The organism is Streptomyces sp. AA4 (assembly GCF_000158875.1).
Classification (GTDB): domain Bacteria; phylum Actinomycetota; class Actinomycetes; order Mycobacteriales; family Pseudonocardiaceae; genus Amycolatopsis.
Genome location: NZ_GG657747.1, coordinates 56017 through 76253, shown reverse-complemented (window position 1 = coordinate 76253; position 20237 = coordinate 56017). Strand labels below are relative to the sequence as shown.

At 68.4% G+C, this 20237-nt stretch carries 18 protein-coding genes; 6 read left to right on the top strand and 12 right to left on the bottom strand.

Going from position 1 to position 20237, the window contains the following annotated elements; translation table 11 throughout:
• Positions 1–2: 2 nt before the first annotated feature.
• The 7 genes from SSMG_RS39160 to SSMG_RS39130 are packed head-to-tail and all read right to left on the bottom strand — an operon-like array spanning position 3 to position 6916.
• Positions 3–761: an SDR family NAD(P)-dependent oxidoreductase gene (locus SSMG_RS39160; RefSeq protein ID WP_009085625.1), complete on the bottom strand. Its 759-nt coding sequence runs from the start codon at positions 759–761 to the stop codon at positions 3–5.
• Positions 758–2182 (bottom strand): aldehyde dehydrogenase family protein, encoded by a 1425-nt coding sequence (locus tag SSMG_RS39155; RefSeq protein ID WP_009085623.1) that lies wholly within the window; start codon positions 2180–2182, stop codon positions 758–760. Before SSMG_RS39155 ends, SSMG_RS39160 begins: the two co-directional genes overlap by 4 nt.
• Positions 2175–2942, bottom strand: coding sequence for an ATP-binding cassette domain-containing protein (locus tag SSMG_RS39150; RefSeq protein ID WP_009085622.1), 768 nt, complete (start codon positions 2940–2942; stop codon positions 2175–2177). The genes SSMG_RS39155 and SSMG_RS39150 overlap by 8 nt, the downstream gene beginning before the upstream one ends.
• Entirely contained in the window at positions 2939–3673 is a 735-nt protein-coding gene (locus SSMG_RS39145) for an ABC transporter ATP-binding protein (RefSeq protein WP_009085620.1), read from the bottom strand. Before SSMG_RS39145 ends, SSMG_RS39150 begins: the two co-directional genes overlap by 4 nt.
• Positions 3670–4485 (bottom strand): ABC transporter permease, encoded by an 816-nt coding sequence (locus tag SSMG_RS39140; protein ID WP_009085618.1) that lies wholly within the window; start codon positions 4483–4485, stop codon positions 3670–3672. The genes SSMG_RS39145 and SSMG_RS39140 overlap by 4 nt, the downstream gene beginning before the upstream one ends.
• Positions 4485–5429, bottom strand: a complete 945-nt coding sequence (locus SSMG_RS39135) for an ABC transporter permease (RefSeq protein ID WP_009085616.1) — start codon at positions 5427–5429, stop codon at positions 4485–4487. Before SSMG_RS39135 ends, SSMG_RS39140 begins: the two co-directional genes overlap by 1 nt.
• Positions 5426–6916 carry an ABC transporter substrate-binding protein gene (locus tag SSMG_RS39130; RefSeq protein WP_009085615.1) on the bottom strand — a complete coding sequence of 497 codons (1491 nt, stop codon included), beginning with the start codon at positions 6914–6916 and terminating at the stop codon, positions 5426–5428. Before SSMG_RS39130 ends, SSMG_RS39135 begins: the two co-directional genes overlap by 4 nt.
• A gap of 78 nt (positions 6917–6994) precedes the next feature.
• Between SSMG_RS39130 and SSMG_RS39125 the strand changes: the two genes are divergently transcribed.
• Entirely contained in the window at positions 6995–7732 is a 738-nt protein-coding gene (locus SSMG_RS39125; protein ID WP_009085612.1) for a FadR/GntR family transcriptional regulator, read from the top strand.
• Positions 7733–7837: 105 nt separating this feature from the next.
• Here SSMG_RS39125 and SSMG_RS39120 read toward each other — a convergent pair whose 3' ends face one another.
• From SSMG_RS39120 to SSMG_RS39105, 4 genes are all read right to left on the bottom strand, one after another.
• A complete protein-coding gene (locus SSMG_RS39120) occupies positions 7838–8434 on the bottom strand; it encodes a class F sortase (RefSeq protein ID WP_009085602.1) in 597 nt (198 codons plus the stop codon).
• On the bottom strand, positions 8434–9153 hold the full coding sequence (locus tag SSMG_RS45765) for a hypothetical protein (RefSeq protein ID WP_009085600.1): 720 nt from the start codon (positions 9151–9153) through the stop codon (positions 8434–8436). Before SSMG_RS45765 ends, SSMG_RS39120 begins: the two co-directional genes overlap by 1 nt.
• 236 nt (positions 9154–9389) lie before the next feature.
• A complete protein-coding gene (locus tag SSMG_RS39110) occupies positions 9390–10421 on the bottom strand; it encodes a PLP-dependent aspartate aminotransferase family protein (RefSeq protein ID WP_037718923.1) in 1032 nt (343 codons plus the stop codon).
• A gap of 125 nt (positions 10422–10546) precedes the next feature.
• Complete coding sequence (locus SSMG_RS39105) at positions 10547–13762, bottom strand: penicillin acylase family protein (RefSeq protein ID WP_009085598.1); 3216 nt, start codon at positions 13760–13762, stop codon at positions 10547–10549.
• A gap of 163 nt (positions 13763–13925) precedes the next feature.
• On the opposite strand from SSMG_RS39105, the gene SSMG_RS39100 reads away from it, so the two are divergent.
• The 5 genes from SSMG_RS39100 to SSMG_RS39080 all read left to right on the top strand — a co-directional run bounded on the left by SSMG_RS39100 (position 13926) and on the right by SSMG_RS39080 (position 18038).
• Positions 13926–14300 carry an FKBP-type peptidyl-prolyl cis-trans isomerase gene (locus tag SSMG_RS39100; RefSeq protein ID WP_009085597.1) on the top strand — a complete coding sequence of 125 codons (375 nt, stop codon included), beginning with the start codon at positions 13926–13928 and terminating at the stop codon, positions 14298–14300.
• Positions 14301–14422: 122 nt separating this feature from the next.
• The gene (locus SSMG_RS39095) at positions 14423–15178 is read left to right on the top strand and encodes a trypsin-like serine protease (RefSeq protein ID WP_009085596.1); all 756 of its coding nucleotides are present in this window, start codon (positions 14423–14425) and stop codon (positions 15176–15178) included.
• Between the two features lie 124 nt (positions 15179–15302).
• Positions 15303–16037 (top strand): trypsin-like serine protease, encoded by a 735-nt coding sequence (locus SSMG_RS39090; RefSeq protein ID WP_009085595.1) that lies wholly within the window; start codon positions 15303–15305, stop codon positions 16035–16037.
• 36 nt (positions 16038–16073) lie between these two features.
• Positions 16074–16409 (top strand): hypothetical protein, encoded by a 336-nt coding sequence (locus SSMG_RS39085; protein ID WP_009085592.1) that lies wholly within the window; start codon positions 16074–16076, stop codon positions 16407–16409.
• 48 nt (positions 16410–16457) lie between these two features.
• Positions 16458–18038 carry a hypothetical protein gene (locus SSMG_RS39080; RefSeq protein ID WP_158688135.1) on the top strand — a complete coding sequence of 527 codons (1581 nt, stop codon included), beginning with the start codon at positions 16458–16460 and terminating at the stop codon, positions 18036–18038.
• Here the strand turns inward: SSMG_RS39080 and SSMG_RS39075 are convergent, their stop codons facing one another.
• Positions 18039–20051 (bottom strand): ATP-binding protein, encoded by a 2013-nt coding sequence (locus tag SSMG_RS39075; protein WP_037718921.1) that lies wholly within the window; start codon positions 20049–20051, stop codon positions 18039–18041. It abuts the gene before it with no gap.
• Positions 20052–20237 lie beyond the last annotated feature (186 nt).

Here is a 20237-nt window from a genome sequence, read left to right as displayed (position 1 = left end):
ATTCACGAAGCGGGTGGGTCAAAGCGGCCGTCGACCGCGGTCCAGCCGCCGTCGACGGCCAGGACGGAGCCGGTGACGAAGGACGACGCGTCCGAAGCGAGGTACACGACAGCGCCGGCCAGTTCGTCCGCGCGCGCCCAGCGGCCGAGGGCGCCCTTCTGGGCGTAGGCGTCGTACCAGTCGGGGCGCGCTTTGATCTGCGCGGTCAACGGTGTCTCGACCACGCCAGGGGCGATGGCGTTGACGCGTACGCCGGACGGCCCGAACTCAGCGGCCGCGGTGCGGAAGAGCTGCACTAGGCCGCCCTTCGTTGCTGCGTACGGGCCTTGGCCGGGCTCGACAGTGGTACCGCGGATCGAGGAGAAGCCGATGATGCTTCCCCGGCCCTGCGCGACCATCGGCGCACCGAACGCGCGCAGCACCTCGAAGGCAACGCCCAGGTTCAGCTCCACCACGCGGTCGAACTCTTCGCGGGTGTAGTCCAGCAGGCGTTTCCGGACGTTCGTGGCGGCGGTCAACACCACGGCGTCCAGCGGGCCGAGTTCGTCTGCGGCGGCTGCGATGGCACCGGGAGCGAGCAGGTCGATCTCGTACGCCTCGCCGACGCCGGTCTCCCGCGCGGCGGCGACGTCACGGTCCGCGCAGATCACCGACGCACCGTGCGCGGCCAACGCGCGGGCGGCTTCGCGGCCGATCCCGCTGCCCGCGCCGAGCACGACGGCGCGGCGGCCGTCCATGCGGAACAGTCCGGCGTAGTTCACGGGCGCAGCACCGCCATCCTGGTCACGGTCATCTCTTCCACCGCGAATCGCGGCCCCTCGCGGCCGATCCCGGAGTCCTTGACCCCGCCGTATGGCATCGTGTCGGACCGGAAACCCGGCACCTCGTTCACCACTACCCCGCCGACCTCCAGCTCGTCCAGCGCGCGGAACGCGGTCTTCAGCGAGCGGCTGTACACGCTCGCGTGCAAGCCGTACCGCGACGCGTTGACCGCGGCGAATGCTTCGTCCACATCGGACACTGTGCGCAGGCAGACGACCGGGCCGAAGATCTCCTCGTCCCAGCATTCGACGCCGTCCGGGACGTCCGCGAGCACCGTCGGCTCCAACATTCCGTCGCGGACCGAACCGCCGGCCAGCAGCCGGGCACCCGCCGCGATCGCTTTGTCGACCCACTCCGCGACCCGGGCGGTCGAGCGTTCGTCGATTAGTGCGGACACCCTCGTGCTGGCAGAACGCGGGTCACCAACAGTCACCTCGCCGAGCCGCGCGAGCACCTTGTCGGTGAACTCCGCGGCCACGGACGACACTGCCAGCACCCGTTGTACCGAAATGCAGGCCTGTCCGGACGCGTAGAACCCGCCGCGCAACACGGCATCCGCGGCGGCGTCGAGGTCGGCGTCCTCGGCGACCACCAGCGCCGCGTTCGAGCCCAGCTCCAGCAGGGTTTTCGTCGGCGCGGCGGCGCGGGCGATCTGATGGCCGACGGCGGCCGAGCCGGTGAAGGACACCGCGCCGATCCGCCGATCCGTGACCAGCGTCGAGCCGACGGAAGCGTCTCCGGTGACCAGCTGGACCATCGCGGGAAGCTCGGTGCAAGAGCGGACCAGGTGCACTAGCCACAGCGTCGCCAACGGGGTTTGCGGCGCTGGCTTCACGACCACCGGGCAGCCCGCCGCGATGGCGGGAGCGATCTTGTGCGAAGCCAGCAGCAGCGGGTAATTGAACCCGGCGATGCCGACGACCACCCCAATCGGCTTGCGCTTCCAGAACCCGACCAGCCCATCGCCCGAGGGCAGCAGGTCGAGCGGCACGGTTTCGCCGTGCAGCCGCGACACTTCCTCGGCCGCCGCCTCCCAGGTGACGATCGTCCGCGCGACCTCCACCTGGCAGTCGACCAGCGGTTTCCCGGTCTCCAGCACGAGCAGCTGCTCGAATTCCGCCCGACGCTCGCGCACTGCCGAAGCCACGTCGTTCAACAACGTCCGGCGAGTGCGCGAAGGCAGCGAAGCAACTTCGCGAGCCACTGTTACTGCTTCATCAATAGCGCGGGTAGCCAGTGCAGCGGTGCCAACCGGAGCGGTGCCGATCACGCTGCCGTCATAGGGAAACACGACGTCCGCGGTATCCACTGTGGACACCCAGCCGGAACCGATCGGCAGGCCGTCCGGGTAGTCAGGCATCCGTTTCTCCCTTCAACCGGGCCAGCTCGGTCCGCAGATTCGGCGCGGCGGCGAGCAGTTCCCGGGTGTACTCGTGCTCCGGCGCAGCGTAAACCTGGTCAACCGCCCCGATTTCCACGATCTCCCCGCGCCGCATCACTGCGACGCGCTCACACACGTGCCGCACGACACCGAGGTCGTGCGAAACAAAAATCAGCGTCAGCGAGAACTCCTCGACCAGCCGGGCCAGCAGGTCCAGGATCTGCGCGCGCACCGAAACGTCCAGCGCGCTCACCGGTTCGTCCGCGATCAGCACGCTCGGATTCGGCGCGAGCGCGCGGGCGATCGAGATCCGCTGCCGTTGCCCGCCGGAGAACTGGTGCGGGTACCGCAGCGCCGCGTCCTCGGGCAGTCCGACGGCGGTCAGCAACTCGGCGACGCGCTCCGGCGACCGGCGGCCGAGCGGTTCGGACACGATGTCCCGCACGCGCATCCGCGGATCGAGCGAGCCCATCGGGTCCTGGAAAACGATCTGCATTTCGTTCCGCAGGAACCGCAGCTTCCGTTCGGGCAGCGAATCGATCCGCTTGCCCTGAAACGACACCGTGCCCGCGGTCGGCCGGTCCAACGCGGCGAGCAACCGCACCAGCGTGGACTTCCCGGAGCCGGATTCGCCGACGATCCCGAACCGCTCACCAGCGGAAACGTCGAAACTCACGCCGCGCAACGCGTGCACGTCCCGCCGCGAATACCGCCGCTCCAAATCCCGTACGGAGATCATCGCGCGCCCTCCAGATCGGAAGCCGCCAGCAACCGCTGCGTGTACGCGTGCTTCGGCGCGGTCAAGACCTCCCGGGTCGAGCCATGCTCCACAATGGACCCGTCGAGCATCACCAGCACCCGGTCGCACATCTGCGCCACCACCGCCAGGTCGTGCGTGATGAAGAGCAGCGAACTCTCCGCCGACAATCGCTCGCGAATCAGGCCGAGGATCTGCGCCTGCACGGTGACGTCCAGCGCGGTGGTCGGTTCGTCGCAGATCAGCAGCGCCGGGTCGTTGGCCAGCGCGATCGCCAGCACCACCCGCTGCCGCTGCCCGCCGGACAGCTGATGCGGATACGCCCGCGCGACGCCCGGCAACCCGACCGCGGCCAGCAGTTCCTCCGCCGGACGCCCGCGCCGGCCGTGCACCCGGAACGGCTCCGTGACCTGCCGCCCGATCCGCATCGCCGGGTTCAGCGCCGTCATCGGTTCCTGGAACACCATCGCCATCCCGTTGCCGCGCAACCGGGACAGCTGCTTTTCCGGCGCGCCGAGCAGTTCCCGGCCGTCGAGCCGCACCGAGCCGGTGGCCGACAGCCCTTCCGGCAGCAGGCCCAGCACGGACAGCGCGGTGAGCGATTTCCCGGACCCGGATTCGCCGATCAGCCCGACCCGCTCGCCCGCGCCCAGCTCGAACGAAACCCCGCGCACCAGGTCCGCGACCCGCAGGTTCTCCACCGTCAGCGTCATACCCGCGCCGCCAATCGGGGGTCGAGACGGTCGCGCAGACCGTCGCCGAGAAGGTTGAACCCGAGCACCGCCACCGCGATCGCGACGCCGGGCACGAGCGCCAGCCGCGGATGCGCGGTGAGCAGTTCCTGCGATTCCTGCAGCATCCGGCCCCACGACGGCGTCGGCGGCCGCGTGCCGAAACCGAGGAACGACAACGCCGCCTCGGCCAGCACCGCGATCGCGAAGGACACCGACGCCTGCACGATCAGCAGTCCGCCGATATTCGGCAGCACGTGCGACCAGGCGATCCGCGTCCGCGACCGGCCGCCCGCGCGCGCCGCGAGCACGTATTCGCTGGCCATCACCTGCAGCGAGCCGGACCGCGCGATCCGGGCGAACGACGGGATGGTCGCGATGCCGATGGCGACCATCGCGGTGAGCGTGTCCGCGCCGAACACCGCGCCGAACATGATCGCCAGCAGCAGCGCGGGAAACGCGAGCACCAGGTCGTTCACCCGCATCACGAACTCGCCGAGCCAGCGCGGGGCCATCGCGGCCAGCACGCCCAGCGGGGTGCCGAGCACCGCGGCGATGCCGACCGCGACCACGCCGACGTACAGCGTCGTTCGCGCGCCGACGAGGATCTGGCTGAAGACGTCGCGGCCGAATTTGTCCGTGCCGAACAGGTGCTCGGCCGAAAAGCCCAGCAGCCGGTCCGCCGCGTTGACCTGCACCGGGTCGTACGGCGTCCAGACGAACGACACCAGCGCGGCCAGCACGACAAGCGCGACCAGGATCCCGCCGAGCAGGAGATTTCCGTTGCGGCGCATCAGGACCCCCGCAGTCTCGGGTCGAGGACCGAATACAGCACGTCGACCACGAAGTTCACCAGCAGCACCCCGGCCACCAGCACCAGCACGATCCCTTGCACGGTCAGCAAATCGCGTCGCGCGACCGCGTCCAGCAGCATGCTGCCGAGACCGGGCAACACGAACACGCGCTCCACGACGACCGCGCCGATCAGCAGCGTCGTCAGCTGCAGGCCAAGCACGGTGACGACCGGGACGGACGCGTTGCGCAGCCCGTGCCGGAACAGTGCCTGACCAGGCAAGAGACCCTTGGAGCGGGCGGTGCGGAGGTAGTCCTGGCCGAGTGTGTCGAGCACCGCCGAGCGGACGTATCGCGTGAGCACCGCGCCCTGCACCAGGCCGAGCGACAACGCCGGAAGGATCAGTCCGCGCAGGAACTCGCCCGCGTCCTGGTCGGGCGGCGTCCATCCGCCGCTCGGCAGCCAGCGCAGTTGCACGGCGAAAATCTGCACCAGGATGATGCCCGCGAGGAACGCCGGGATCGCCACGCCGACCTGCGACAGCCCGGAAACCGCGACGCCGCTGGCCTTCCGGTGCCGCACGGCGGCGAACGCGCCGGCCGGCAGAGCGATCACGAGCGCGACGAGCATTCCAGCGCCGACCAGCCACAACGTGACGCCGAGCCGGTCCAGCAACTGCGGGCTGATCGCCTCCCGCGTGACGTACGACCGGCCGAAGTCCCCGTGCAGCACCCCGCCCATCCAGCTCAGGTACTGCTCGACCAGCGGCCGGTCGATGCCGAATTCGGCGCGGGTCTTCGCGAGCAGCTCCGGCGTCGCGTTCACGCCCAGCGCGACCTGCGCCGGATCGCCCGGCAGCACCGCCATGAACAGGAACACCACGACGGACGCCACGAACAGGCTCACCGCGAACACGGCCACCCGCCGCAGCACGCGCGCGGTCATGCCGGCCTCACCGACGTCAGGTCGAAGGACTCGCTGACCTGGTTGCGCGCGAGTCCGGTCACCTTCTTCTTGGCGACCACGACGTTCGGGAAGAGGAACAGCCAGTCCGCGGCCGCGTCGGCGTTCAGCTGCCGCGCGACCTCCTTCATGTCGCTCACCTGCTCCTGCGGGGTGCCGCTGTCCGCCGCGGCGAGCAACTGCTGCACGCGTTTGTTGTCGTAACCCCAGTAGTACTTCGGTTTTCCGAACGTCGAGATGTCGCGGGCTTCGACGTGCTGGATGATCGAGAGGTCGAAGTCGTGGTCGGTGAAGACCTGCTTGAGCCACACCGCCGGGAAGTCGAGCGGCTCGATCGTCGCGGTGACGCCGACATCCGCCAGCTGCGATTGCACCACCTGCGCCGCCGACACCGCGTACGGCAGGTTCGGAATCCGCAGCCGCAGCTTGAGATCGTGCACGCCCGCCTCGGCGAGCAGCTGCTTCGCCTTCGCCGGGTCGTAGGGATAGACCTTCGACAGGTCCTCGTACCACGGGTCGGTGGGCGGGACCATGCTGCCGATTAGCGTGCCGCGACCGCTGAAAACCAGGTCCAGCACGGCTTTCCGATCGATGGCGTAGGTGAGCGCACGACGGACGCGCACGTCGTTCAGCGGCGCGCGACGGCCGTTGAAAGCCAGCGTGACCTCGCTGTTCGTGGTGCCCTGCTGCACGGTGAACCGGTCATCGCCCTGGAACTGCGGGATCGAATCGGCCGACGTGAGGTTGGAGATCACGTCGATTCCGTTGGACAGCAAGGCGTTGTTGAGCGCGGTCGGATCGGCGAAGTACTTGAGCACCACCGTGCGATACGCCGGTTTCCGTCCCCAGTACTGCGGATTCTGCCGCAGCACAATGGAATCCCCACGACGGCGCGAAGCGACCTCGTAAGGCCCGGTGCCGACCGGATGGTTCGCCAGATCCGCGACGCCGGTCGGGCTGAACATCGCGCCGAGCCGGCTGGTGAGGCTGAACAGCCAGCCGTTGCTGGGCTTCGACAGCACCACGCGGGCGTGCTCCGGCGCGACGACCTCGACGTGGTCCACGACGTCCATCGCCGACTTGATCGAGATCGTCCAGTCGGTCTTCACGCGCATCAGCGAGAACTGGACGTCGGAAGCGGTGAACGGTGCCCCGTTGCTGAACTTGACGCCCTGCTGCAGCTGGAAGTCGTAAGTTTTGCGGTCCGGGCTGATCGTCCAGGACTTCGCGAGCAGCGGCACGATCCGGCCCTGCGGATCGAGCTTCACCAGGCCCTCGTAGACGTTGTAGAGCAGCGCCTGCGGGATGGCCACGCCGTCGGAACGGGTGAAGTCGAAGTTGGCCGGCTCCGCCGAGTAGCCGACGGAAAGCGTGTCCGGACCTGGGGAAACACTCGCGCTGGAGCCTGCCGAGCAGCCGGATGTCACGAGCAGCAACGCCAGTGCCGCCGCAGTGCTCCGGGCTTTCATTCCGCCTCCTGCTCAGTACACTGGTCTGACCAGTAACCCTGACAGGCAGACTCGCATCCGGCAGACACCGAGGTCAAGATGAAGTTCGAACCGGTGGCTCCGGTCCGCGCCTACGAGCGGATCGTCGAGCAGATCGAGGAGGCCGTGGTGAGCGGCCGCCTCAAGCCGGGCGAACGGCTGCCCGGCGAACGGGAGCTGATGATGCAGTTCGGCGTCGGCCGCTCGACCGTGCGCGAGGCACTGCGGGTGCTGCAGGCCGCCGAGCTGATCCGGTCGCGGCCGGGCGATCCGCGCGGCCCCGAGGTGCTGGCCGCGTCGCCGGGCGCGCTGCACCGGTCGATGCACCGGCTGGCGCGCGCGGAACACGTCGGACTGGCCGAACTGCTGCAATTCCGGATGGTGCTGGACGGTTCGTCGCACTTGCTGGCCGCGGAACTGCGGACGGCCGAGGATTTGACCGCGCTCGACGTCGCTTTGGAAGGAATGGCCGCGGCGGACGGATACGCCGAATTCAGCCGGGCGGACGTCGCATTCCACGACGTCATTGCCCGAGTGTCGCGGAATCCGCTGTTGGTGGTCAGCGGCGAAGTGGTTCGTGGCGTGGTGCTGGAATTGATCGAGGACAAACTCAGCCACGCCAACGACCGCGGCACGCTGATGCATTCCTGGCTGCGGCACCACGAAGAGGTGCTGAACGCGATCCGCGCCGCCGACGGGGAGTCGGCGGCGCGGCTGGCGCGTCAGGCGCTGTATGACAATTACGCGGAATACGTGCCGAAGGACCAGCGCACGCTGCTCACTCCGTTGCTGACCTGAGCCGCGAGCATCCCAATGTGGCATTGGGTGCATGCGACGCACCCAATGTGGCGTTCGGTGCGTCTGACGCACCCAATGCCACATTGGGGCAGGGGCCGACCTGAGTCAGGAGACCAGGTTCGCGTACACCACGATGTTGTCCTTGTAGCTGTGCTCGGCGTGGTCGAACGCGCCGCCGCAGGTGATGAGGCGCAGCTGCGGCTTGTCGGTGTTGCCGAAGACGGCCTGCGTCGGGAACGTGTCCTTGGGGACCTGTTCCTTGTGGTCCACGACGAACTTCAGCTTCTTGCCGTCGCTGCGTTCGATGTCGACCTCGTCGCCCGGGTTCACGTCCTTGAGCTGGTAGAAGATGCCCGGCTTGTGGTTGCCGTCGACGTGCCCGAGCACGATCGCCGGGCCCACCTCGCCCGGCACCGGCGAAAGCCGGTACCACGCGGCCTGCATCGGGTTCTTCACCGACGGCACCGAGATCTGCCCGTCCTTGTTGGGCATCACGGTGATCAGCGACGATTTCGCGCCGATCTTCGGAATCTCGACCGACGTCGGCCGCAGCCCGGAAAACGGCTTGGTCACCGGGACCGCCTGGCTGGCCGGGGCCTGCGCGGCGGGCGCCGCCGGGGCGTCCGAACCGCACGCGCTCAGCGAGAGGGAGAGGAGCAGAGCGCCCGCGAGAGCGACGCCCTGCCCGTACTTCCTGGTCATCAGGCGGCCATGCCCCCGAAGCCGGTCTCGACGCCGTGCTTCGGTGCGTACTTCACCTGCGAGTTGCCGTTGCCGCCGGTGGTGCCAGCGGAGCCCGCGCCCGCGCCGCCCGCCGGGGGAAGCTGGCCGCCGTCGGTCGGCTTGCCGCCGCAGGTCCAGACCGCGCGCACGGTGCCGCTCTCGAAGGAGACACCCTCGTGGCGCTTGACCGTCCACCCCCAGTAGCGACCGTCGGTCTCGTCCTGCACCGGGCCCTCGACGAGGTCGAAGTCGTTGGAGCGCAGGCCGGTCGGCTCGCCCGCGGCGCACGCGATCACGACGAAGCCGAGGTTCCCGTCCAGGTCGAAGCCGAAGCCCGTGTCGTCCACGTACGGCGGCTCCTCCGGAGTGGAGGTCTCCGACGAGGTCGGCGTGGTCGGCTTGCTGGAGTCAGTCGGCTTGCCGGTCTCGGTCGGCTTGCCCGTCTGGGTCGGCTTGCCGGTCTCGGTCGGCTTCCCGGTCTCCGTCGGCGCGCCGGTCTCGGACGGCTTGCCCGACTCGGTCGGCGTGGCGGTGTTGCTGGCCGGCGCTTCCGAGGTGGGAGCCGACTCGCTCGAGGTGGCCGGAGCCGAGGAAGAGGTTTCCGTCGTGGTCTCCGCGTTCGCGGCGGGCACGACGGCAAGGCTGATCAGGGCGCCCGCGAGCACCGCGCCCGCGAGTCTGCCCAGGGTCTTCTTCAAGATGATTACCCCTCTGAGAAAAGCGCGATGACCCCCACCGCGCCCGCTGATCCTGCCGAAGATTCAGCACATAGGGGTAACCCTTTAGCTGGTGATTAATGACACCAGGGAAAACGGTAACGAACGGCTTCCCGTCGGCGATGATTTCGCCCGGATGCCGGAATTCCGGCCCGTCGTGCCCATACCGTAACAGCTGCGAGGCAACCCGCCCAGCCCTTGTCAGAGAGTGACGGAAATCAGCCGAGCGCGGTCAGCAAATCCCGCCACAGGTCCTCCGGGTCTTCCAATCCGACGGAAAACCGGATGAGCCCCGGCGGCACGCGCTCCTCGCCGGGCAGCCACGCACGCCGTTCCATCAGGCTTTCCACCCCGCCGAGGCTCGTCGCCGGCCGGATCAGCCGGACGCTCGCGCACACCTTGTCGGCGGCGTCGGCATCGGCGACTTCGAACGCCACCATCATCCCGAAACCGGGGTAGCGAACCTTGGTTACCGCCGGGTGTTCCGCCAATCGGGACACCAGCAACTCGGCAGTGCGAGTTTGCTCGGCGAGCCGCACCGGAAGCGTCCGCAAACCCCGCAACGCGAGCCAAGTTTCGAGCGCACCCGGTGTCGCGCCGACGCGAGTACGCGCGGCGCGAAGTTGCTCCACTAGTTCCGGATCGGCTGCGACCGCGACGCCGAGCAGAAGATCGCTGTGTCCGCCGATGAGCTTCGTGGCGCTGTGCACGACGACGTCCGCACCGAGCGACAGTGGTTGCTGATGCAGCGAAGTCGCGAAGGTGTTGTCGACGACTACGCGTCCCCTCGTGCCGCGCGCGATGGTCTCGATTTCCATGACGTCGAGCGTCGGGTTAGTCGGCGATTCGAGCCACAACAGATCGGCGTCGCAATCGAGCCATGCCTGTGTGTCGGTCGGCTCCAATTCGGTGACCGTGAGCCGACCGAGTTCCTGCGCGTGCTTCAACACTCCGCGCGTGACGGCGTAACTGAACGACGGAACCGCAACCGTCGACCCGACCGGCAACGAATCCAGCACCGCGGACAACGTGGCGACCCCAGACGCGTACGAGACCGCAGTGCCGCCCTCAAGCGACCCGACGACCTCTTCGAAGGCAGCCCAGGTATCCGTGCCGTCGGAGCGCGCGTACACCGCGTCGCCGCCGGCCTCGAAGGTGCTCGTGGCAACGATCGGCGTGGTCAGCGGTTCGCCAGGGCCGTGCGGCCGGCCCGCCGCGATCGCGCGGGTCCGCGGAGTCCAGTCGTCCATGCGGACACGGTAACTTCGCGACCGCCGGAACGGCAGGCGACGAATATCACCAGGTGGTCAGGTGTTCCACAACGTGAACCGCCCCGGCCGATCCTGCTGGCCGGGGCGGTCTGGCACTGCCGAGGTCAGTGCGCGTAAACCTCGAACTCGTACAGCGAATACCCGTACTTAGTCCCGCGCGTGACTCCCTGCATCCGAACGAACCGCGCGTTCGAGGGCGCGAACGCGACGTTGTCCATCCCGCCGTTCCCGTCCGTCACCACAGCCGCGTCGCGCCAGTCGGTGCCGTCGGTGGACAGCTGGATCTTGTAGCCCTTCCCGTACGCCTTCTCCCACGACAGCACCGCCCGTGAAACCTGCTGCACCGAGCCGAGATCGACGGTGATCGACTGGTTGTCGCTCCAGTCGCTCGCCCAGCGCGTGCCCGGGTTGCCGTCGACCGCGTTCGAGGCCGGGGAGTTGTAGAACCCGGTTTCCGCGCTGGAAGCGTTCACCGGCTTGCCCGCCGCGAGGTTCGAGACGTTGTCGCCGCGGTGTGCGGGGTACTCCACGACCTGCTGGAACGTCGGCCGGTTCTGCGTGCTGATCTTGCCGTGCGCGATGCCGCCCAGCGGACGCTGGATGATCGAGTCCGCACACCACTGGTCGCCCGCCGAGCAGTCGCCGTCGCCCGGGTACACCGTGGCGGCGGGCTGTCCGGCGGCCGTGGTCAGCGAGTCGACCAGCATCTGCCGACACGCGGTCAGGTCTCCGCCGCCGCAGAACTTCGCGCCGAGCGGGCCGGCCACCGGCTGTCCGAGCGCGGTGCGGAGGTCCTTGCTGACGTAGCCCCACCAGCCGTGCTGGTACGCCGAACCCTGGTGCGGCTGCCCGACGTGCTTGCCCGGCGTCTCGTTCTGGAAACCGGAAGGGCTTTCGTTGATCTGCAGCACGTTCGTCATCGCGCCGAACGCGTCGTCGCCCATCGCCGGTTTGAACTCGCCGGTGACCAGCAGCGGCCACCACGCGTCCATGATCCGGATCGCATCGGCGTCGTGGTAGGTCTTGCTGCCCGGGCTCGACTCGACGCGCTGGTGCCCGTGCTGCATCCACGTCTTCAGCTTCGCCTCGGCATCGGCCGCGGCACCGGTGAGCGGAGCCTGGTCGAGCACCTGCAGCAGCAGCGGCAGCACCTTCTCCGCCCGCAGGTCGGCCAGCGCCGCGTCCTCCATCGCCTGGGTCAGGTTCACCCGGGTCACCTTGGTGCCGCTGGAAAGCAGCGCCTTGACCCGTGCGTCCAGGAGATCGCCGCGGTGCACGGCGGACTTGTCCGCACCGCCGGACGCGTAACCGTTGGCCTGCGCGTTGTTCCAGCTGATGTAGTAGTCCTGGTTCACCGATTGCGGATGCTGCGCCGCGGGCGTGTACTCGGCCTTGTTGCCCGCCGGGTTCCAGCCCTTCCAGTCGAACCCGCGGTCGCCCCACGCCGGCATCATCGGGTCCACAGTGGAATTGCGCACCGGGTTCGCGCCGGAGTTGAAGTACGCGATGTCCTTGGAATCCGCGTAGAACCAGTTGAAGGTGAAGTTGACGTCGTTCGCGGCGCGCTGGAAGTCCGCGGCCGATTTGACGAAGCCGGGGTCGTTGAACTCCTGGAACCCGATCAGCGAATCGACCTCGTGGAAGTACGAGGACCGCAGCGACGAGTAGGCCACCGGCTTCCCGTCGACCGTCGCGCGCGAGGTCACCGGGCCGTACTTCGTGCGGTAGCTGCGCAGGGTGTAGGACCCGGCGGCGGTGCCGTCCGCGACCGTCGGCGACCAGGCGTTCTTGCGCTCCACGCTGTCCATCGGGAGGCATTTGCCTTGGTAGAGATAGTAGTTCGAGTCCTTGGTGGCCGGTTTGCCGCTCGGGTCGCACAGCGGCAGCGCGTAGGTGTCGATGATGTCCTGCGCGGCGGTCGTCGCGCTCCACGAGTAGTCCTGGCCGCGGCCGAGCAGCACGTACATGCTGAGCCCGGCGAACGACGCGCCCCGCGCGCTGATGCCCGGGCCCTGGATTTCCTGCAGCAGCAACAGCTGCGGCGCGAAGTACCCGGTCTGCGGACCGAACACGGCGACCGGATGTCCGCTGGCGGTCTTCGCCCCGGACACCAGCAGCGCGTTGGACATGCCGTGCTTTTCCTTGAGCATATTGCCCGGCAGCACGCCGTTGTCGAACATGCCGCGCGCGGATTCCTGGTCCTTCGGAGCGGAAACCTTGACGTTCGGCTGCACGGCGGCGGCCGAACCGGTCTGGTCGAACACGAGCTGCTGGTTCGTCACCGAGCCCTTGTCCGGCAGCGCCGCGCCCTGCGGGTTCGCCGGAGTGTTGCCGTACGGGAAGGTCTGCCCGTCGTGCAGGGTCTTCACGGCCTCGGGATCGTCCGCGGCACGCAGGCTCTGCCACACCTTTTCGCCCTGCTCGACGCCGTATTTCTCCTGCAGTGCCAGCTTCGCGACCGCGTTCTGCACCTCGCCGCCGCCGCCCGCGCCGAACTGCGCGCCGACCACCGACGCGAGCACGACGAGGTCAGTGAGCTTGAACGGTTCGATGGTGCCCGCGTTGGTGATCGCGTCGACGTGCCCGGTGAGCACGTATTCGCCCGGGAAGTACCGGCCGTTGTGCGAATCGGTGATGTATTTGTTGATGCCGTCGATGTACGCCTTCGCGTCGGCGAGCCCCTGCTGGCCGCGCGGACCGCTCGCCGCCACCGCGTCGATCTGCTGCTGCAGCTCGTCCTCGGTGTAGGGCGCGGAGGCGAAGAAAGACTGCTCCAGCTCGCGGTTCGCTTCCGCGCCGCCGGCGAACGAAGTCAGCTGGCCGCGCCCGACCCGGCGCATGATGTCCATGAGCCACAAGCGATCCTGCGCCGCCGCGTATCCCGCGCCGTACTCGGTGCCGGACCGCGTCGTGCCCTGGATGTGCGGGACGCCGGTGGCCTTGTCGCGCGTGATCGTCACGTCCTCGCGCGGCTTGATCGTGCTCGCGACCTGGTCGGCGGGCACTCCGAAGGACGAATCGTTGAAGAAGGTGCCGATCGTGTCGGTCGTCAGCGTTTTGTATCCGCCCGCCAGGTCGGCGTATTTGCCGAGCTGGTCGTCGGCGTGCCCGGGCTGGGTGCCGAACGCCTTGTTGGCCAGGATTTCGGCGAGCGTCGCGCTGCCGTTCTCGCCCGGCGGGAGGATGTCGTTGCACTGGCCCGCGCAGTAGTCGTTGCCGGGCAACGCGGCGGAAGCCGGTGCCGCGGTCCCGATCTGCACTAGCCCGGCCGTGAGCACGGCTACCGCGCCCGCGGCCAGGATGGGAATGCGTCGTCGCATGCCACAGCTCCGTCCACGAAGGATGCCCCAGGGTGACCCAGCGCACGCTACCGACGGGTAGTACGCATGTGAAGAGTTTTCGCGTTTATCCCCTCGTTGGGAGTAGTCCGGATGGCGGTACTCCATCCGGCGCAGCGTCTGCCCGATAGGTACCGTGTGCCCCATGAGCGTGGAGAAGCCCCAAGTCGAGCGCCCGGACGGCCCGCCGCCCACCGAGCTGCAGATCAACGACATCAAGGTCGGCGACGGCCCCGAAGCCAAGCCGGGCAACGCGGTCAGCGTGCATTACGTCGGGGTCTCGCACTCCACCGGCGGGCAATTCGACGCCTCCTACGACCGCGGCGCGCCGCTCGAATTCCAGCTCGGCGCGGGCCAGGTCATCCCGGGCTGGGACCAGGGCGTGACCGGCATGAAGGTCGGCGGCCGCCGCCAGCTGGTGATCCCGCCGCACCTGGCTTACGGCGAACGCGGCGCGGGCGGCGTGATCGCCCCGAACGAAACGCTGATTTTCGTCGTCGATCTCGTCGGCGTGAGCTGATCTCCCGGAAAACGCGGGCAGCCGGGAAAGCCCGATCGGGCAGCCCCGGCTGATCCCCCTTTCGGGGGAACCGGAAGGCGCCTAACGTTCGCCTTGAGCAGTCGTCTTCCGGAGGATATTTCATGCGTTTGCGTGCCGCCCTTTCCGCTGCCTTCCTCGCCGCCGGAGCCGCGTTGGCTGTCGCCGCTCCCGCGTCCGCGGTCGCGAACGGCAACGACGTGGCGCCCGGCGAGTATCCGTTCGCGGCCAAGCTGTCCATGCCCGTCATCCCGCGCGCGGACGGCACCACCTACGCGAGCGGATGCTCGGGTTCCCTCATCGCGCCGCAGTGGATCATCACCGCCGGGCACTGTTTCCACGACGTCAACCGCAAACCGGTTTCCGGCCCGGTTCCGTACGGGACTTCGGTGCTGCTCGGCGCGACCACCGACGAGCCGGGCAAGGGCGAGCGCCGCACCGTCACCGAGGTGCTGCAGGCGGGCACGAACGACGTCGCGCTCGCCAAGCTCGACCGGCCCGTCACCGACATCGCGCCGCTGACCGTTTCGCCGTCCGCGCCGGTCACCGGCCAGCAGGTGACGCTCGCCGGCTGGGGCAGCCTGACCGAGGTTTCCCCGAAGCCGTCGGACAAACTGCAGCAGGGCGCGATGCAGGTAGTCGGCTCGGACGCCACCACCGCGAGCGTCATCGGGATCGCGCCGCACAAGGACACCAGCGCGTGCAGCTACGACTCGGGCGCGCCGTACTTCGTCGCCGAAGGCATCTCCGGCCGCCTCGTGTCGGTCGAGTCGACTGGCCCGGACTGCCCGCACGCGACGCCCGAGACCACCTCGCGCGTCGACATCCTCGCGGCCTGGATCGCCACCCACACGGCGTGAGGGCAAGTCGCGAGATCGGTCGGTTTTCGTCGCCCGTCAAGGGAATTCCGCCGTGCGGACGGTGTCGTTAGCGTGGAAGACCGAGTTCATCGGCGTCCGCCGGTGACCCGGACGAAGGGACAGAATGCGCGTCCGCGCCGCGATCTCCGCAGCAGTCCTCCTGCCCATCCTCACCGCGAGCCCGGCTTTGGCCGTCGCCAACGGTTCTGACGTCCCAGCGGGCCAATTCGGCTTCGCCGCGAAGCTGAGCATGACCGGAATCCCGCTGCCGAACGGGAGCACCTACTCGAGCTTCTGTTCGGCAGCGCTCGTCGCGCCGCAGTGGATCGTCACCACCGGCCACTGTTTCCACGACGCCAACAAGAACCGGGTGTCCGGCCCGGTGCCGTATCCGACGACGGTGTCGCTGGGCCTCGTCGACGAGACCAAGGAAAAAGGCGTCCAGCGCAAGGTCACCCACGTCCTGCAGGCGGGCCCGAGCGACGTCGCGCTGGCCCAGCTCGACAGCCCGGTCCCCGGCGTCCCGCCGCTCGCGGTGAACCATCTGGTGCCGGGCGTCGGACAGCAGGTCACGCTGGCCGGCTGGGGCAGCCGGACGGCGCAGAATCCGGTGCCGTCCAAACAGCTGCAGCAGGGCACGATGAAGATCTCGTCGGTCGGCCCCACGACAGTCGGCATTCACGGCGTCTCGCCCTCGGCCTCCACCAGCGCGTGCGCCTTCGACACGGGCGCGCCGTATTTCGCCGACGGCAAGCTGATCTCGATCGAGAACAACGGCCCGGACTGCCCGCACACCGGCGCGGAAACGACGTCGCGCATCGACGTGCTCGCCGACTGGATCGACGAGCACGCGAAGTGAGTACGGTGGAAGGGCCGTCGACCTGAGGAGAGTCGCATGCCCGAGCCGATCTTGACCGCTGTCGCCACCGCGCTGGCCACGAAGGCCGCGACCGGTCTGTACGACCTGGTCAAGCGCAAGTTCTCCGGCAACAGCAAGGCCACCGCGGAACTGGAGGCAGCGACCCCGGACAACCCGGCCACCGTCACCGCGCTGGCCGAGCGCCTCGACGAGGTCAGCCGCCAGGACCCGGAGTTCGGCGCCGCGCTGCGCACCGAGTTCGAGGTGCACCAGGAAGCCCGCAGCGGCGGGGTGACGAACCACGTGGGCACGGTCGCCGAAGGGGCCAAGGTCGTACAGCTGCGTGACGTACAAGGCAATATCAGCCTCTGAGGGTTTGCGAACGACCGGCACGGAGCGCGATCGGTAGGATCGCTCTCCGTGCCTTCGTCGTCTTTTCCCGTGCCGCGCCGATGGCGCACCGTGCCCACGGAACGGACGCTGCTGGCGGTAGTGCACAACGTCACCGCGGCGACCCGGCTGCTGGACGTACTGCCGTTGTTCGCCGGGGATCCCCGCGTGCAGGTGGTGTTCACGTGCCCGGATTCGAGCGCGTTCACCCGGGGGACGGAGGAATACCTCGCGGCGCGCGGGATCCCGCTGGAACCGTGGGAAGACGTCGTGACAGAGGACTTCGACTGGGCGCTGGCGGCGAGTTACGGCGGGGATTTGCAAGAATTGCGCGCTCCGTTGACGGTATTGCCGCACGGAATGGGTTACAATAAGCTCTTGGAAATCGATAATCGGAAACCGGTTTTCGGATTATCCGAGCAATGGCTGATGCATCGCGGCGAGGTGATCGCCGAACATCACGTCCTGTCCCATCCCGAACAGCTCGCCCGGCTGCGGCAGTACTGTCCGGAAGCCGCCGACCACGCCGTCATCGCCGGAGATTCCTGCCTGGATCGTCTTCGCGACGCCCGTGAACTGCGCGAATCCTACCGCCAAGCCCTAGGCGTCACCGGCGAGCAAACCTTGGTGCTGATCTCCTCCACGTGGGGCCAGCTCTCGTCGTACGGATCCGGCCCCGACCTCCCCAGCCGCATTGCCCGGCAGCTGCCGCTGGACGAATTCGCCGTCGTCCTAGCCCTGCATCCCAATATCGGTCAGGGCCATTACCCGTGGCAGCTGGAAATGTGGCTGCGAGATTGTCAGCGAGCGGGCGTAATCGTCCTGCCGGAAGAAGATCTGTGGCAACCAGCCGCCGTGGCCGCCGACGTCACCATCGGCGACCACGGTTCCGTCACCTATTACTCCGCCTGTCTGGGCACCCCGGTCCTGCTGGCCGCCGCACCCCACGAAGCGGTCGATCCGGATTCCCCCGTAGCCGCCCTTTTGCGCGCCGCCCCTTTGTTGACGGACGAAAACCTGGCCGACCAACTGCGCACCGCGACCCAGCCACCAGCGCTCGTCGCCGCGGCCGAACTCGCCACCAGCGTCCCCGGCCAATCCGCGGCATTGCTGACCGACCTCGGCTACCGCACGCTTCGCCTGTCGCCACCGGCTGAACCGGCCGGATTCACCGCATTCCCGCTGCCGCGCGTCCAACGCCCGGAACCCGGCGCCCAATGGATCCAGGTCCGCGGCGACGAGGTCACCAGATTCTCCGCCGAAACCGCCGACGCACACCTGGTCGTCCACGTCGACGGCCCCGACCCCCGCCTGCTGCGCCGCGCCGACATCGTCCTGGGCGGCGACGGTTTCCCCGACCCAGGCCGCTGGATCGCCCTCACCCTCGCCGAATTCCCCGGCTGCGAATGGGCCGCCTGCCCGGCCGGACCAGGCTGGCTGGCCGGCAACCGCGACGGTCTGGTGGTGTCCTTCACTGGCACCGACCTGCCGCAGGCCGTGCCATCCCTGCTGTACGCGCGCGCCACGCTAGGCCTCGATTTCCCCGAACAGCTGCCCTTCACCGCGGGTGCCCGCAAACACGAAGTGCGGCTTACTGTCCACTATGGATAGTCAAAGCCGCTCGATCCAGACCAGGAGATCGGCTGCCTCGGCCGTGAACCCGTGCATCCGCGCGATGTTCAGCGCATCCTTCGCGTGTGCCTTCGCCTGATCGCGGAAACCCCGGGCCACCGCCGCCTCCGCCCGGGACCACAACGCGGCGATACGCTCCCGCTGCAGGTTGGCCTGCTCAGCCGCCGAGTCGAGTTCGGCCAGCACCGCCGCACCTTCCTCGTACGAGCCAGCCTCGATCAGCTTCCGCCCCTGCCACAGCCGGACCTTCACCAGATTGCCCGGCTCGTTCTTCAGCCCCTGCTCCGCTTGCGCCAGCAGGACAGCCGCTTCTTCGGGCGAAACGACCTTGGCCAGATGCATCCGAATCAATGCCAACCGACGACGGTCGCCGATCTCCTCGGCCAGCGCGAGACTTTCCCGGAAACAGAGTCCCGCCTGTCGTAGCAGCGAAGTCGTGTCCTCCGCCCGCCCCTGCTGCCGGGTGATCCATCCCGGTTCGAAGAACGCGAGCCCCCGCGCTTCCAACGCGGACGCGTGCTCCTCCGGCGTCGTGGCCAACTCGGCCACCGCGGCGAACTGCTCCTGCGCTGCGGCCCAATCCCGCAGTTGCATCCGAGCGAACCCGAGCTGCGTGCGAACCAATCCCTCGGCAAGCGGCATTCCCGCGGCCTGCGCGGCCTGGACCGCGTCCTGGCTCACCGCCGCCAGCTCGGCGGGATACCCACCGTCCTTGTAGACCGGCCACAACGCCCTGGCCAGCCGGATGACGTCCTCGTGCGCCCCGGCCCGAAACGCGACGTCCGCCGCGGCAAGCAGGTTCGCCTGCTCGGCGAACAACCACTCCCAGGCTTCCTCCGCGGGCACCGCCGCCGGCGCGAAACCCGGCCAGATCTTCTCCGGCCACCGAGTGCGCAGCGCACTTTCGGCGATCCTGAGCCCGTGTTCCGCGTAGTACCCGACCACGACGTCGGACAACTCGCCAGCGAGCCCGGCGGCGTGCAGCCGAGCCAGCTCGGACATCCGGTACCGGTCTTTCACGACCTCGATCAGCTTGGCCGAGACCAGTTTCTGCAACGCGTCCTCAGCGTCGAACTCGTCGAGGCTGAGCACCGCCGCGACAGTTTCCAGCGCGACGTCGCCGCTGCCCGGGTGTGCGCCGAAGAACCGGTAGACCGCTTGTTCGTGCTCGCCCATCAGGTCGTAAGCGACGTCGAACACCGCGCTGGCCAGCGCGCCTTTCGCCCGGATGCGCGCGAGCAGCCGCCGCACTGTCCCGCCTTGGCGCGCCAGGATCATGCCCGCGACGTTGAGTTCCGCGGCGGAACCAGCGCAGATCCGAAGCAGCTCTTCCCGCTGTTCCGGCTCCGCGGCGAGCTTTTCCTCGCCCACGAGTGCGGTCAGCACGCCCAGCGCCGCCTCGTTGCTCAACGGCTCCAGCTCGACCTCGCGAGCCGAATACCGGGCCCGCAGCGCCTCCAGCCCGGACCCGACCACGAGCACGTACGAGCCGGGGTGCGTCGGCAGCAATGCCTTGACTTCCGCCGCGCTCAACGCGTCGTCGACCAGCAACGCGACCTTGAAGTTCGCGGTCTGCGACTGCCACATCGCCGAGCGCCCCTCAAGACTGGCCTGCATCTCGTCCAGCCCGTATCCCAGTTTGGACAGCAACTCGGCCAGCACGTCAGCACTGGCCCGGTGGCCCACGCGCACGGAGTAAAACCGGTCGAACCTGTCCTGGTGCTGATGCAGCCAGGTTTCGCACAGCGTCGTACGCCCGCTGCCCGGCGCGCCGCGCACGACCGCGACCGCTACCCGGTCCAGCGCCTCGTCATGAATGCGAGTGAGCGCGGCCAGCTGCGGCTCGTTGTTCCGGTAATGCTTCGGCGGAGCCTGGACCTGCAGAGCCGGCGCCGCGGGCTGCCGCGGCCCGTGGAAATGGACGTCGCCGTAGACGTTGCGCGCCTGGAAGACCTTGTCCGCCTGGCCGTCGAAGTAGTTGCCGTCGCTCACCGTTCCCCCGCCCAGCTGGTCCCGGCTCAGGCTACCGGAAACGTCACGGTCCGTGTCCAGCTCTTCACCACGATCAGGTCCAGGTAAGGTTCTGCCCAGGAATTCCAGGACGGATTTGGTAGAATTGAATTGAGCAGCAAAGCAGCAAAGCAGCAAAGCAGCAAAGCAGCAAAGCAGCAAAGCAGC